Origin of the sequence: Microcoleus sp. B7-D4 (assembly GCF_036705125.1) — a bacterium.
Taxonomy (GTDB): domain Bacteria; phylum Cyanobacteriota; class Cyanobacteriia; order Cyanobacteriales; family Microcoleaceae; genus Microcoleus.
On record NZ_JAUBTT010000101.1, the window covers coordinates 14,952 to 28,463 of the forward strand.

A 13,512-nucleotide genomic window follows, 5' to 3' on the forward strand; every position below is an offset into this window, starting at 1 on the left:
CGATAAAATACGTAAGTATGTCCGCAGTTAGTAAAAGTGCTCTATCGCAGGGGTTACGATACTTTACATTTTGTGACATACCCGAGTTTATTTACACGCTCGATATTGGATCATTCTCAAGAATCTGTAGGGGCGGGTTCACCAATAGCTTTAAAGATTGCAGACAGGTTAAATAAACCCGCCCCCACCCGCGAAACAGCCCGTCAAGAACAGGCAGGATGCCTGTTCCACAATGATGGCAGAGGTCTATTAAGTTGCACTATTCTCAAGAGTTTCTTGTGGGGTGTAGGGGGTTGGGCACGCGAGCCCGCCCCGATATTAAGTAAGAAAAAAGCAGGAGTACACACAATTGAACAACTTGAACAACGTGATTTTAATAGCCATGATTTTGGCTCTGCTCATACCCATGTACGAGGTATGGAAAGATCATGATATCTGGCAGACAATGTTGGCGTTTGCCAGTATTTCGACCAAGGCGGCAATCATCGCTCTCGTCATATCCGTCTGGCGCGATGATTGGATGATCGGTGTGGTGGCGGCGATTATCCTCAGTGTGGGTAATGCTGGATTGATGTTGTTGGCACAAATAATCAAACGTATCAGTGAAGCATGATCGTAATAGATGTATTGAGCTATACCTGCATCGGTATAGGGATTTTTTTCTGGTTTTGGGGTACTTCTTACCTACTTGGGAAGCGATCGGTTTTATATAAACTGCACAGTCTTTCGGTAGCAGATACGCTGGGTTCGATCGCGATAGTCGTCGGATTGCTGCTGCAAATACCCAGTAAATGGCCCCTGCTGATTCTGGCGCTCATTTGCTTAGCAACCTGGAACACAATGCTGGGATATGTGTTGGCCTATTGTTCCAAAACAGGGACTGACTATGAACGATAATAGCTACATTTATGTCCTCGTCGCTCTGCTACCCTTAGCTGCTGGTATGGTGGTATTTCAGGTCAATCCATACCACGCATTGCTGCTGCGGGGGGTATTGGGAGCGATCGCCGCCTTGGTGTATACAATTTTAGGCGCGGGGGATGTGGGCTTGACCGAAGCCTTGATGGGTACTCTACTCGCGATTACACTTTATGCAGTGACGGTGCGTTCATCCTTCGTGCTGCGTCTGGGTGTAATCGAAGAGGGGACAGAGGGCGATGCTATACCAAACGACAAAACCGCAGGTCATTTTAAGCAACTGATAGATGACATCCGCACAGTTTTTGAGAAACGCCATATGCGCCTGGAACTCGTTCCCTATGCGAGTGCACAGGCATTGCAGCGGGCGCTGATGGAAAAAGAAGTTCATGCAGCTTGTTCCCCAGAAGACCCACTAGAACACAGTGGCGAAGCGCAACTTTATAACACAGCAATCAGAGTTCGGCGTGTCTACGACATCATGCAAACCGAACTTTCATCACCGGGGACAACCCTAACCTATGTAAATACACCTGACGCAGAGGACAAACATTGATGAAGTGGGTTTACTTTTTATCAGGGATAGCGCTGTTTATCAAAATGCTGCTAATCGCCAATCCCACAATGGACTTATCGCAGCAAAGTTCGATCGTCGAATTGGTTGTTCAAGATAGTGGAGTATCCAATGCGGTTTCCGGTATCATTTTGCGAAATCGGCTGTACGACACGATCTTTGAAGTCGTAGTATTTACGATCGCCATCTTGGGTGCAAGTTTTATGCTAGCCAATGAACAGCCGTCCTGCGCCATATATCAGTTTACCGATCAACCATCGATTATTTTGGCGCGATTGGGAGCGACGATTGCCGCGTTGGTGGGTGTCGAACTAGCAATTCGCGGGCATTTAAGTCCAGGCGGTGGTTTTGCAGCGGGTGTAGCGGGGGGAACTGCGATCGGCTTGGTGGCGATTACCTCATCACCGCAGTGGATGCAAGAAATCTACCAGCGCTGGCACGCCGCGACTTTGGAGAAAGTTTCGGTACTTGTTTTCATTGTATTGTCCGTTATCACTCTGTCAGGATATGAGTTACCGCACGGAGAGTTAGGCACACTTTTCAGCGGTGGCATTCTCCCCTTGCTCAATATCCTGGTTGCAGTCAAAGTCGCATTAGGATCGTGGGCGGTGCTGTTGGTGTTTATTCGCTATCGCGGATTGCTATGACAAATGTTCCGATCTCAAATCCATTGGCATCGAAATTATTCATCTCTCTCAATCTCTGACTCTGTGTCCTCTGTGTTCTCTGTGGTTTAATCATTCAGCCTTATAAACGATATTTTACGTTTATAAGGCTGACGCACGAGTAGTCAGAAACCGGGTTTTTTTGCGAGGTCAAAAACCCGGTTTCTTTGCTTTTTATAAGTAATTCCTGTGTACTCATCTGCGTTTATCTGCGTGCATCAGCGGTTAAAAAATCCAAATTTACGAGAGATCCGCTTACACTAAACCAGCTTGAAAAATCTGATTTGCTGTGAGGTTCAAATCGGGAAAAGTTTGCGACACAATGCGATCGTTCTCTCGAAACTTGAGGACTTGATATTCACCATCAACCAAGTTACAGACAGAAATTGTCGGTTGTTTGGGATTGCCAATAAAATTGCGTCCACCCAACGCAGCATAATCCACAATCCAATATTCAGGGATACCCATCTCCTCATAATCAGCATATTTCAAATAGTAATCATCGCGCCAATTACTTGACACAACCTCAATTACCAACGGTATCGATGCACCCCAACTGAGGATAGATTGTTTTTGCCACAATGTCTCATTTACCAGATTTGCACGATTTAGCACCAACACATCGGGGAAATACCCAGAATCTTTTTCAGGAGGTCTAACTATCGCTTGGTTGGGGATACTGTATGGCAACCCCAGACGATCGATTGCAACGGAAACTTTGATTGTAAGAAAGCCTTTAACTTCCTCATGTTCGCCTACTGGTTGTGCCATCTCAACAATATCTCCATTATGCAGTTCGTAGCGTACCGCCGAATTTTCAGGCAGCCACTCCACAAATTCCTCGAAGTTTACGAGTTTGGGTAAAGCTTGAGTCATAGGTTTTCAGAAATACCGATAATATAAATTATATCTCTATCTATCTGCGTTTATCTGCGTGCATCAGCGGTTACAAATTTCCATTTTTTATAAAGTCCACAAGTTATTGTGCGACTTATGTTGTAACCATTTCTGGTTTGATATCAGGTGATGCTGGCTCAAAATACAACACCATGATTTGCTCTGGATACAGCCCAACAGATTCATAAGTGCGTCCGTTGCGATCGCTAAATTCAACCTCAAACGCTGCACCATCAGCCAACAGTTCCACCACTGTCCCTACTTGTCCGCGCCAGAGATTGTATTCAGGAACATCAACTGTCAAGGCAACGACATCGAGTAATTTAATTGTATTCTTTGCCACTTTTATTACCTCCAGACATTACAGAGGATAGCAGGTTGTTAATCTCGGAATCTCGGAATCATGCTCAATAATCCAGCCACTCGGAAGGGTTGCACTTCTATTTTGCCATTCAATCGTGAAATCTAGGATGTAGCGTTGCCCGAACCCATCCCGCCTCCCTAACTGAACTTCGTGAGTTTGAATAACTTCAACCAAATTTTGGCGCAATTCCTCAGAATTGTCAGGTGTCATGCCAAGAATTGACGAAAAAAGCCGCGCTTTGTGTTTGCCATCGTCGTGTTCTGGATTGAGGCAGTAGTCACGAAGTTTACGAATATCAACAACTGCATTCTTTGCATTTGGAATGAGCATAGAAAAGCTGATACGAATAAGCAGCCCTCAGTTTATCTTGAAATTTGTGATGCAGGCTGACTTTCTGGAAATTAAAGTTTCGCGACATACTACCTTTTCCCCGCGAGGAGACTGAAACAGAGTAGATCCGAGAGCCTCCTGTTTTCTAAAGCAAGCGAGGCAGAGCCTCTGAACATGGGTTCCCAGGCTGTGCTTGGAAGTTAAATAGTAGAGTTAACTAGGTTCTGAAATATCGAGTTTGCTTTTTTCAGTAAAATAACTGATGTTAATTATCGGTACACAGTTTATTCTGGATACCGGAAAGGATTTCAATCTGCTCTTCAAGCGATCGATATCACTAACGAGCGGAGATGAGGCTCGTTAAAGTTGATGCCGTATATCATCGACAAGCTTGACGTTTATTGCGATTTGTTTTATATTGGTAAATGCGACAAATCAGAGGCTGATAGCTCAATGAGCTCAGTCTTGTATAATCCAAAGACTTCTCTAAAACTCGTTAACAAAAAAAGTTGACATAGAGAGGTTTTTTGGACTATCATTTTTTTAATTGCGTATGATTGCCTAAACCCTTAAAACGGAGTTAAGTCTATGATTGGTCGCCAACTCGATCGGGATTTCTCCATGTTGAAGCTAGTCGATGACGCATCATAACTTACATCATAACTTAGCTGAAGTCGGGCCAAACGATAATTTTTAGCGTGTTGCAATGTAAGTTTGGTGTTTTGCAGATTTATTTGACTTGGAAAGGTTCAGGATGTGGCTCAATCTCAGATTATTGAGAGGCTTCTATGGTTTTCCAAGCAAAAGGTACTGCGATCGAAGCATTTTGCCCCGTTCTCAAGCTAGGTTTTCCGATCCATCTACATTTTGGAGAAAGCAGAAAATGAAGGACTTTAACAAAAAAGATAACGATCGAGTGGCATCGGGCTTGTCGATTACGCTGTTAAGTAATGCTGAGAATCAACAAATGGGATCGCCTTCATATTTTGAGGGAGATCTATAAACTTGGATGTGTGAGGGTGGAGAAATATGGAGATACTCATCAACCTAACTCTCTAGATGGAAATTAGGTTGATGAGTTCTAGGGAATTAGGTAAAAGTCAAGTGCAGAAAGTGAGTTGCCCCTCACTCTCTGCAAAAATTAGCGGTTCTGTCGAGTATGAAAATGTTAGCTTTCGTGACAATTGTCACGGTTGGATGCAATTTTAAAGATAGGTGACTTTCTCTCGCATCTGCTACACTAATAATCATTAATGACAGACAAAAGCCAACAGGTTTTAGAAGCCTGTATCACCTTCAAAAAGTAAGTCGATTGAGTAACAAGTAAATCGTTTCATCATTTCTCCTTTTATTACACAAAAAGCACAACTACGTCCTTGTCTCCAGAGTAGTAAAGACCTTCAAGGAGACTGATGCACCTTTTATGGCTCAGTTTACACTTCCTTTAATTGACTCTTCCATTTCTCTAGAAACAATCCGGAAATATTTCCAGATTGTTTTCTTCATTTGACTCAGTTCGATCCTGAATCCGCTCGGTAAAACCTTTTACAAACAATAAAAAGTCGGGTAATTAATGTCTCCATTGCTCACATAGATCTGTTAAGTGGATGTAAAGCCTCGGGCTCTGTTTGTCTCTTCGCGATCGGTGAACAAAGAGCGTGAAGGTATCGCAATAAGTACAAACTATATATCGATAAAACTCTTTCAAACATTTTTCGTCAACGAGACCGAAATGGACACACATAGACATTTCTTCTAAAAAATTAAGAATATTGACTATTTCCTGCTTTTTCTCTGCATCTGCATATATCTGATTCATGTACTCATTACTTTTGGTCTCATCTAGCGGTTTGAGATCTTTATGAATTTTTGCGGCAATTTGTCGAACACTAAAATAGCTAGGATCGTTCCATATTTGTATGTAACGTAAGGTTCGATCGATTTTTTTGTCCTCTAAATTGATTTCGATTCCCCGCAAAGCATATACGGCACTAGATATTCCTGCGGCAGTAGCTAATGTAGTTACCGCAAAATTTAAAGTGTCTCGGTATTGTGATTTTGAGTCATAAAAATGAACAGCGATTAAAGTTAAGGCTGCAATAAAGGTAGTAATTCCAATTCCCATTGTGAGATTTAGACTGATTTTGAGGAATCCGTCGGGTTCTCTTTTACTGAGTGGAGTTGTCGGTTTGGTTAGCATTTTTAACTCTTTAGTGTTCAATGAATCTCAAATATTAATCATTTTTACAAATCTACTCAGGGTTTTCCGGCATCAATTTAAAATAGTTTTGTCTTGGGCGAGTGCCTTTTTAGAAATACCGTGCAATCGAGGGTTTTCCAGAAAGGAGTAAAAAAAATGCACCCACTCCTCAAAGAAGTGGGTGCAAAACGACCAACTGTATTTTGAGCTAAAAACTCAAAACTCCCTTAATAAGCGTCTTGCAATTCGTAAAAATCAGGGGAAATGTAATCTTTCCGCAACGGCCAGCCTACCCAATCTTCGTTCATCAAAATCCGTTTCAGATTCGGATGTCCTTCATAGACTATGCCGTACATATCATAGGATTCCCGCTCTTGAAAGTCGGCTGCTTTCCAAATCCAGTAGACTGATGGCACTCTGGGATCTTCGCGGGGAATGAATACTTTGACGCGGACTTCTTCGGGATGGGAAGCATTGTCTGTCAGCTTAGCCAAGTGGTAAACGCTGACTAAATCTTCTCCCGGCCCTTGGTCGTAGGCGCACTGGCACTGCATATAATTAAACCCGTAGGCATACAGTGCTGTTGACATTGGAATTAAGAAGTCTCGATCGACCTTTAATATCTCCACGCCCAAATTATCGGCCGCTAAAGCTTCGTGTTCAAAGCCATTCTGAGTCAACCACTGGGAAACCTTCCCGGCTTCAACAATTGAGGTTTCTGTCTCAGCCACGGTTTACCTCCTGTTTTTGTCCTGCAAGCAGGGCCGGCGGTACTGGCATTCCCATCGCTTCCGTCAATTCTTTCGGCGGCGCCATCCGGCCGGGAATTGACAAATATTTGCCATCCAAGATGTCGTCTACTACTTTCATTTTGTGGGGTCTGGTGTAGTAGCGGTGGGTTGGCAGCAAATTGGCCCGTTCTTGCATAGAATCGTTGGCGATTTTTTTCCGCAGTTTGATAATTGCGTCAATAATCGCTTCTGGGCGGGGGGGACAGCCGGGGATGTACACGTCTACGGGAATCAGTTTGTCAACGCCTCTGACTGCTGTGGGGGAGTCTACGCTGAACATTCCGCCGGTGATGGTGCAAGCGCCCATTGCGATGACGTATTTGGGTTCCGGCATTTGTTCGTACAGCCGCACTAAGATGGGGGCGTACTTCATGGTAATTGTACCGGCGGTGATGATCAAGTCGGCTTGCCGGGGGCTCGATCGCGGTACTAAGCCGAATCTGTCGAAGTCAAAGCGCGATCCGATCAAAGCTGCAAATTCGATGAAGCAGCAGGCTGTGCCGAAAAGCAGCGGCCACAGGCTCGAAAGTCTCGCCCAATTGTAGAGGTCATCCACTGTTGTCAGGATGACGTTCTCTGAGAGTTGGGATGTGACTTCCGGGCGAATAGCGGGGTTGACAATTAGAGGTTTTTGTGATTTGTCAGAACTTAAGACCATTCCAAGGCTCCTTTGCGCCATGCATAGACAAGAGCAATAACGAGGATCGTGATAAAAAACAAGGCTTCGATGAAAGCCAACAGTCCTAGCTGGTTGAAAGCAACCGCCCAAGGATAGAGGAAGACGGTCTCTACGTCGAAGATGACGAAGACCAGGGCGAACATATAATATCGGATGTTGAACTGAATCCAGGCTCCGCCGATCGGCTCGACGCCGGATTCGTAGGTAGTGCGGCGGTCGTAGGGACGACTTTTGGGCCGCAGTACCTTAGACGCCGTGAGGGCGAGGATAGGGACTAGGCTGGAAATTAACAGGAAGCCTAAGAAATACTCGTAGCCGCTGAGTGCAAACACGGTGAATAATTACTGCCTAGGTGAAAGGGTTCTGTAACTTGTCTTTACATTATATAGATTGTGGGTAGCTAAAATTACGAGTTAGTTGAGATTAATCCTCCATCTTCTGCAATAATTTTTAATGTATATTTTAAGATTAGCTTACCTACTCTTTTTGAGCTGTCAACTACCCCCGACGGCAAGTCGCGGGCTTCGGGCATAAAAACTGAAGCCCCAAGTTGATCAGCCTCAGTCCCCTTTCGGGGCTACGTTATCGGCAAGAGTTCAAGTTCACACCAAGGAATCCGTAGCTAGTTCCTTGCTCTGTAACCTAGGGATTAAACATCTGTAAGGGGTTAAGGAAGTGTCTCTGGGAAATTACCGACCGATAACATTGGCGAAGCTCACATTACTGGAGTAGCAAGGCGCTTCCCGGCATACAGGGAAATGGATAAGCACTACTCCTCTACTTATCCAACCCCTTTCGGGGACTCTGAATTTATTCAGCGTCCTGTTTCATACGTGACCATCAAGGTACGCGGTTTCCACACTCCTAGAGATTTTATGAGCGATCGAGCCACGGAGACTAATACCCTCGATCGGCACGAGTGCCGAGCCTGCGGCTACGTCTACAATCCTAAAAAAGGCGATCCTAAAAATGCAATTGCCCCTGGCACTGCTTTTACAGATGTGACCCCGACTTGGGTGTGTCCCGTTTGCGGGGCGCGCAAATCGATGTTTCAAAATCTCGGTCAGATGGAAGGGGTATCGGGATTTAAGGCAAATCAGCGCTACGGTGTCGGTGTCAACGGCATGACCGAAGGTCAGAAAAGTTTGCTGATTTTTGGCGGCTTGGTCGTTGGTTTCTTGTTGTTACTTAGTATGTATGGTTTGCAGTAAAACGATTGTGAGATTTTGGCAACGAATTGTAATGTTATTGGCCGCTGCGCTCATCTGTACGAGTTGCAGCACCATCGGTTCTGTGAGTTACAACCCCTGGCAAGTGATTTCCTTGCCGACGGAAGCTAATTTGCAGGATATTGCCTTTACGGGCAATCCTCAGCACGGCTGGGTTGTGGGTTCTGAGGCGACTCTGCTCGAAACGCTCGACGGCGGTACTAGCTGGAAGTCCATAGCACTGGATATCGACGATCCGAGGTCGCGTTTTGCGTCGGTGAGTTTTTCTGGTTCCGAAGGCTGGATTGTCGGCCAGCCTTCTGTTTTGCTCCACACGAACGATGAGGGCAAGTCTTGGACGCGGATTGCTTTGAGCTCTCAGTTGCCCGGTTCTCCGAGTACGATCGCGGCTTTGGGCCCGAATTCCGCCGAGATGACGACCGATGTCGGGGCGATTTACCGGACTTCTGACGGCGGCAAAAATTGGAAAGCTGTCGTGCAGGATTCTTTTGGGGTAGTTCGCAATATCAACCGTTCTGAAAACGGGCAGTATGTTGCGGTTTCCTCGAAGGGCAATTTCTACTCGGTGTGGAAACCAGGACAAGAAGCTTGGGAACCTCACAACCGCAATAGTTCTCGCCGCCTGCAAAATATGGGCTTTACCAAGGACGGGCGTTTGTGGATGCTCGCCCGCGGCGGTCAGATTCAGTTTAGCGACCCGTCCAATCCTGAAGGTTGGGGAAAACCGTTTTTTCCCGATCGCAAGGCGAGTTGGGGTTTGCTGGACATGGCTTACCGGACTGATAATGAAGTTTGGGTAGCCGGCGGCGGCGGCAATTTGCTGTGCAGTTTGGACGGCGGGAAAACTTGGCTAAAAGACCGCGAAGTTGAAGATGTTCCCGCTAATTTTTACAGGATTGTCTTTATGGGCCCCGATCGCGGATTTGTGATCGGCGCGAGCGGTACTCTACTTAAATATCAAGGTTCAGCGCAAGCTGCTTGATAGTAGAATAGTAAGAGAGATTGTCTGTCAATTTGTTGTTGAAAGGAGGATTCTAAATGGCTGGTACAACTGGAGAACGTCCGTTTGGGGACATTATTACAAGTATCCGTTATTGGGTAATTCACAGCATCACCATTCCGGCTTTGTTTATTGCTGGATGGCTGTTTGTGCAAACGGGTTTGGCTTACGATGCTTTCGGAACTCCTCGCCCTAACCAGTATTTCACACAGCAGCGGGAAGAAGTGCCGATTATCTCGGATCGCTTTGAAGCTAAGAAACAAGTAGATCAGTTCATTAACGCCAAGTAATTTAACAAGGATTTGGAAAAATGACGAGCAGAACCCCAAATAATGAGCCAATTTCGTATCCTATTTTTACGGTGCGCTGGTTGGCAGTTCATACTTTAGGTGTCCCAACAATTTTCTTTTTGGGCGCGATCGCAGCAATGCAATTTATTCAACGATAGGAGTTTACAATGCCTGAGCGCGTTCCTAATCCCAACGAGCAGCCTGTTGAGTTAAACCGGACTTCTTTGTATTTGGGTTTGTTGCTGATTTTTGTTTTGGGTATTTTGTTCTCCAGTTATTTCTTTAATTAACTGGTGTCTGAGTTGGCTTTCGATAGTTCGATCGAATTTGTTTACCTGTAAATTAGTGAGGTGATGGCTATGTTTAGTGAAAGTGGCAGAATTCCTTTGTGGCTGGTAGCTACTGTTGCAGGCCTCGGTGTTCTGAGCATTGTGAGTCTTTTCTTCTACGGTGCTTATGCCGGTTTGGGTTCTTCGATGTAAGGAGAATCAAGCTGATTTTCGGCTTTTAACCCCCCTTGAAAAAGGGGGGTTTTAATTATTAGGCGAATTGTGTTGGTAAATCTGGTATAGCCGATACTTTTTTGCTAACATTTGCTAACAAATACATAAGTTGAGATATGAGCTCAACCAAGGCGTATCAACCGATGCCCGTAGAATTTTCTACAAGCACTTATATTCTTGCCTTCAGCTTGGTTATCGCTTACAGCCCCACGCCAATCTGATTATTTGCTTTGATAATGTAGAGGCAACTTATTTATATAGCGGTTGCGTACTACCAAGGTTTTTCACCTACATCTGAGTGGCTAAATTCATTCTATATGACATGAAGACAAGAAGGCAAATGTAAGTGCTTATTAGCAAATGTCAGAAAAAGTCTTACTGTTAATCAACCTTTCTCAGTAACATGAGGTGCTCTGGCGGGCATAGGCCTCCGTGGGCATAGGGCATAGGCATAGGACTCACCCCATACCTCACCACGCTTGAGAACCGCTATAAATGTTATCGAAAGTATTAATTTTTGGGCAATTTATGATAATTTAATTTCCTGGTGAGATCGGGATTTGTTGTGGCTGGATGGAGATTTGCTCAATCAACTGCTGGCCTTGCGGGTTCACCAATAACCCCAAAATCGATCGCCACTAGCCGACGATAGCCGATCGAGTGTGGGCAGATCGTGAAATTAGCCAAAAGTTGCGAGTAGAATGGTGCAAGAGCCGATCGCTCGATCGTAGTGCACAGCGAAATATGACCCCACCGCCGCCGCCCCGCAAACCTCAAACCGTCTTGGGTGCGATTACCCAAGCAGTCCAGACTATTGCTAAGGTTAATTTTAACCAGCTAGCGCTGAAACCTAATGCCAAAGTACCCGAACTGTGGGTGCAGGATGCGGGTGCAGCTAAAGCTGAGGTTTATCCGCTGTTGGGCGATCGATATCTGTTAGGTCGATCGTCCAAATCTTCAGATATAGTAGTTCGCAATCCCGTTGTCAGTCACGTTCACTTATCTCTGTCGCGGGATAGTCGGCGGCGGACTCCTTTTGTGATCAAAGATGAAGACTCCACCAACGGCATTTACAATGGCAAAAGGCGAGTTAAAAGTATGTCCCTGCGTCACGGAGACGTGTTCACTTTAGGGCCGCCGGAACTAGCCGCCGCTGTTAGAATTCAATTCGTATATCCGCCGCCTTGGTATTTGGAACTGGTGCGTTACAGCTTTTACGGCGTCAGCGGAATCACCGCTTTGATTGCTGTGTTGGTAGGCATGGAATCCACAAAGTTTCAAGTGCGGCCTCTGCCGAGAAGTATCAATGGCCCCGTGATTGTTTACGCCCGCGATGGGCAAACTCCGCTGCGTCCTCCTCAGAATAACGCTCACTTAGAATTAAAGCAATTGGAGGATTTTTCGCCTTATTTATCCAAGGCGGTACTTGCTTCGGAAGACAGCCGCTACAATTGGCATTTGGGGGTAGATCCGATCGGAGTTTTGCGCGCGCTTTTGACTAATGTTCGCGGGGGAGGAATTCGCGAAGGCGGCAGCACTGTGACGCAGCAGTTAGCGAGGAGTTTGTTTCGAGATTATGTGGGAACTCAAGATTCGGCAGGGCGCAAGTTACGGGAAGCTGTAGTTGCCTTGAAACTGGAGAATTATTACAGCAAAGATGAGCTGTTGCTGACTTATTTGAATCGCGTGTTTTTGGGAATTGACCTTTACGGTTTTGAGGATGCGGCTCGGTTTTATTTTGGCAAGTCTGCGAAGGATTTAACTTTGTCAGAGGCGGCAACTTTGGCGGGCATTTTGCCTGCCCCAAACAGTTTTAATCCGATTCAAAATTATCAGTTAGCGGTGCAGTATCGCGATCGAGTGATCGAACGGATGCGGGCACTGGGGACGGTTTCTCAGGAAGAAGCAGATCGCGCGAGGCGATCGCGAATTGAGATTAATCCCAAAGCACGCCAATATCTGCAAAGTACGATCGCTCCTTATTTCTACAGTTATGTATTTGACGAATTGGAGTTTTTGCTGGGGGAGCAATTAGCCAGAGAAGGCAATTTTATTGTAGAAACAGGTTTGAATCCCGGCCTACAAAAAGTGGCTGAAGCTTCCCTCAAAAATGCTGTAGAAAATGAGGGAGCCAGTGCAGGTTTTTCTCAAGGAGCCGTGGTAACTCTCAATAGTACAACCGGGGAAGTCTTAGCTTTAGTTGGGGGCGTAGATTACTTGAAAAGTCAGTTTAATCGGGCTACCCAAGCTTTGAGACAGCCCGGTTCTACATTTAAGATTTTCAGCTATGCCGCCGCCCTGGAACAGGGAATCTCACCCGATAAAACTTATTCTTGCGCTCCCCTTTCTTGGGGCGGACAAAGTTACAGCGGCTGCGAAAGAACCAGCGGTAATGCTGATATGTATCGGGGTTTAGCACAGTCGGAAAATGCAGTTGCTTTGAGAATAGCACAAGATGTCGGTTTAGACAATGTAGTGGGAATGGCCAGACGTTTGGGAATTACTTCTGAACTGCGTTCTAACCCTGGTTTAGTATTAGGTGAAAGTGAAGTTAATGTGTTGCAATTAACGGGTGCTTTCGGGGTTTTGGCCAATCGGGGTTTGGGAAATCGCCCCCACGTAATTAAGCGAATTATTGACAGCAGCGATTGCAAAGATCGAAATGATTTTAACAGTTGCCGGGTGATTTATGAGTATCAAAAAGATGGCATTGCCAATCGGCAGTTAGTTTCGGAGGCCGTAGCGGATACGATGACTGATATGCTGCAAGGTGTGGTGCGGGGAGGTACGGGTAGCAGTGCTGCTTTGGGGTTGGGAGAAGCTGGAAAAACAGGCACGACTAATGATAATAGAGATTTGTGGTTTGTCGGTTATATTCCGAGTCAGCAACTGGTGACAGGAGTTTGGTTGGGAAATGATGATAATTCTCCGACTGGGGGAGGTAGTTCAAATGCCGCCCAGTTGTGGGGGGAATATATGCGGCAGGTGGCGCGTTAAGTCATTAGTCATTAGTCATTAGTCATTAGTCATTAGTCATTAGTCATTAGTCATTAGTCATTAGTCATTAGTCAT

18 protein-coding genes are annotated in these 13,512 nt (G+C 45.6%); 11 read left to right on the forward strand and 7 right to left on the reverse strand.

Features of this window, described 5'->3' with window-relative positions; translation table 11 throughout:
* The first annotated feature begins 382 nt into the window (after nucleotides 1-382).
* From QUB12_RS30425 to QUB12_RS30440, 4 genes are read left to right on the forward strand one after another with little or no spacing between them, the layout of a single operon-like run.
* On the forward strand, nucleotides 383-613 hold the full coding sequence (locus QUB12_RS30425) for a hypothetical protein (protein WP_333052300.1): 231 nt from the start codon (nucleotides 383-385) through the stop codon (nucleotides 611-613).
* Nucleotides 610-897 (forward strand): monovalent cation/H(+) antiporter subunit G, encoded by a 288-nt coding sequence (locus tag QUB12_RS30430; RefSeq protein WP_333139416.1) that lies wholly within the window; start codon nucleotides 610-612, stop codon nucleotides 895-897. Before QUB12_RS30425 ends, QUB12_RS30430 begins: the two co-directional genes overlap by 4 nt.
* The gene (locus QUB12_RS30435; RefSeq protein ID WP_333139418.1) at nucleotides 887-1,474 is read left to right on the forward strand and encodes a DUF4040 domain-containing protein; all 588 of its coding nucleotides are present in this window, start codon (nucleotides 887-889) and stop codon (nucleotides 1,472-1,474) included. Before QUB12_RS30430 ends, QUB12_RS30435 begins: the two co-directional genes overlap by 11 nt.
* Complete coding sequence (locus QUB12_RS30440; RefSeq protein ID WP_333139420.1) at nucleotides 1,474-2,139, forward strand: Na(+)/H(+) antiporter subunit B; 666 nt, start codon at nucleotides 1,474-1,476, stop codon at nucleotides 2,137-2,139. Before QUB12_RS30435 ends, QUB12_RS30440 begins: the two co-directional genes overlap by 1 nt.
* A 273-nt stretch (nucleotides 2,140-2,412) precedes the next feature.
* On the opposite strand, the gene QUB12_RS30445 is transcribed toward QUB12_RS30440, so the two are convergent.
* The 7 genes from QUB12_RS30445 to ndhC all read right to left on the reverse strand — a co-directional run bounded on the left by QUB12_RS30445 (nucleotide 2,413) and on the right by ndhC (nucleotide 7,750).
* Nucleotides 2,413-3,033, reverse strand: a complete 621-nt coding sequence (locus QUB12_RS30445; protein WP_333139422.1) for a Uma2 family endonuclease — start codon at nucleotides 3,031-3,033, stop codon at nucleotides 2,413-2,415.
* Nucleotides 3,034-3,148: 115 nt separating this feature from the next.
* Entirely contained in the window at nucleotides 3,149-3,397 is a 249-nt protein-coding gene (locus QUB12_RS30450) for a DUF4926 domain-containing protein (protein ID WP_333052104.1), read from the reverse strand.
* Nucleotides 3,398-3,415: 18 nt separating this feature from the next.
* Nucleotides 3,416-3,748: a DUF6883 domain-containing protein gene (locus QUB12_RS30455; protein ID WP_333139424.1), complete on the reverse strand. Its 333-nt coding sequence runs from the start codon at nucleotides 3,746-3,748 to the stop codon at nucleotides 3,416-3,418.
* 1,570 nt (nucleotides 3,749-5,318) lie between these two features.
* The gene (locus QUB12_RS30460) at nucleotides 5,319-5,969 is read right to left on the reverse strand and encodes a DUF4760 domain-containing protein (RefSeq protein ID WP_333139426.1); all 651 of its coding nucleotides are present in this window, start codon (nucleotides 5,967-5,969) and stop codon (nucleotides 5,319-5,321) included.
* A gap of 206 nt (nucleotides 5,970-6,175) precedes the next feature.
* Entirely contained in the window at nucleotides 6,176-6,679 is a 504-nt protein-coding gene (locus QUB12_RS30465; RefSeq protein ID WP_333084555.1) for an NAD(P)H-quinone oxidoreductase subunit J, read from the reverse strand.
* Nucleotides 6,672-7,397, reverse strand: a complete 726-nt coding sequence (ndhK, locus tag QUB12_RS30470; RefSeq protein ID WP_333139428.1) for a photosynthetic/respiratory NAD(P)H-quinone oxidoreductase subunit K — start codon at nucleotides 7,395-7,397, stop codon at nucleotides 6,672-6,674. The genes QUB12_RS30465 and ndhK overlap by 8 nt, the downstream gene beginning before the upstream one ends.
* A complete protein-coding gene (ndhC, locus tag QUB12_RS30475) occupies nucleotides 7,388-7,750 on the reverse strand; it encodes a photosynthetic/respiratory NAD(P)H-quinone oxidoreductase subunit C (RefSeq protein WP_006635500.1) in 363 nt (120 codons plus the stop codon). Before ndhC ends, ndhK begins: the two co-directional genes overlap by 10 nt.
* 543 nt (nucleotides 7,751-8,293) lie before the next feature.
* On the opposite strand from ndhC, the gene QUB12_RS30480 reads away from it, so the two are divergent.
* The 7 genes from QUB12_RS30480 (at nucleotide 8,294) to QUB12_RS30510 (ending at nucleotide 13,437) form a co-directional block, all read left to right on the forward strand.
* Nucleotides 8,294-8,629 carry a rubredoxin gene (locus QUB12_RS30480; RefSeq protein WP_333052113.1) on the forward strand — a complete coding sequence of 112 codons (336 nt, stop codon included), beginning with the start codon at nucleotides 8,294-8,296 and terminating at the stop codon, nucleotides 8,627-8,629.
* A complete protein-coding gene (locus QUB12_RS30485; protein WP_333139430.1) occupies nucleotides 8,616-9,629 on the forward strand; it encodes a photosynthesis system II assembly factor Ycf48 in 1,014 nt (337 codons plus the stop codon). The genes QUB12_RS30480 and QUB12_RS30485 overlap by 14 nt, the downstream gene beginning before the upstream one ends.
* Before the next feature lie 56 nt (nucleotides 9,630-9,685).
* Nucleotides 9,686-9,937 (forward strand): cytochrome b559 subunit alpha, encoded by a 252-nt coding sequence (psbE, locus tag QUB12_RS30490; RefSeq protein ID WP_333139432.1) that lies wholly within the window; start codon nucleotides 9,686-9,688, stop codon nucleotides 9,935-9,937.
* A 20-nt stretch (nucleotides 9,938-9,957) separates the two neighbouring features.
* Nucleotides 9,958-10,095, forward strand: coding sequence for a cytochrome b559 subunit beta (gene psbF / locus QUB12_RS30495; RefSeq protein WP_006635504.1), 138 nt, complete (start codon nucleotides 9,958-9,960; stop codon nucleotides 10,093-10,095).
* A 9-nt stretch (nucleotides 10,096-10,104) separates the two neighbouring features.
* A complete protein-coding gene (locus QUB12_RS30500; RefSeq protein WP_015176850.1) occupies nucleotides 10,105-10,227 on the forward strand; it encodes a photosystem II reaction center protein L in 123 nt (40 codons plus the stop codon).
* A gap of 69 nt (nucleotides 10,228-10,296) precedes the next feature.
* The gene (locus QUB12_RS30505; protein ID WP_006635506.1) at nucleotides 10,297-10,419 is read left to right on the forward strand and encodes a photosystem II reaction center protein J; all 123 of its coding nucleotides are present in this window, start codon (nucleotides 10,297-10,299) and stop codon (nucleotides 10,417-10,419) included.
* Between the two features lie 765 nt (nucleotides 10,420-11,184).
* Entirely contained in the window at nucleotides 11,185-13,437 is a 2,253-nt protein-coding gene (locus QUB12_RS30510) for a transglycosylase domain-containing protein (protein ID WP_333309871.1), read from the forward strand.
* Nucleotides 13,438-13,512: the final 75 nt, after the last annotated feature.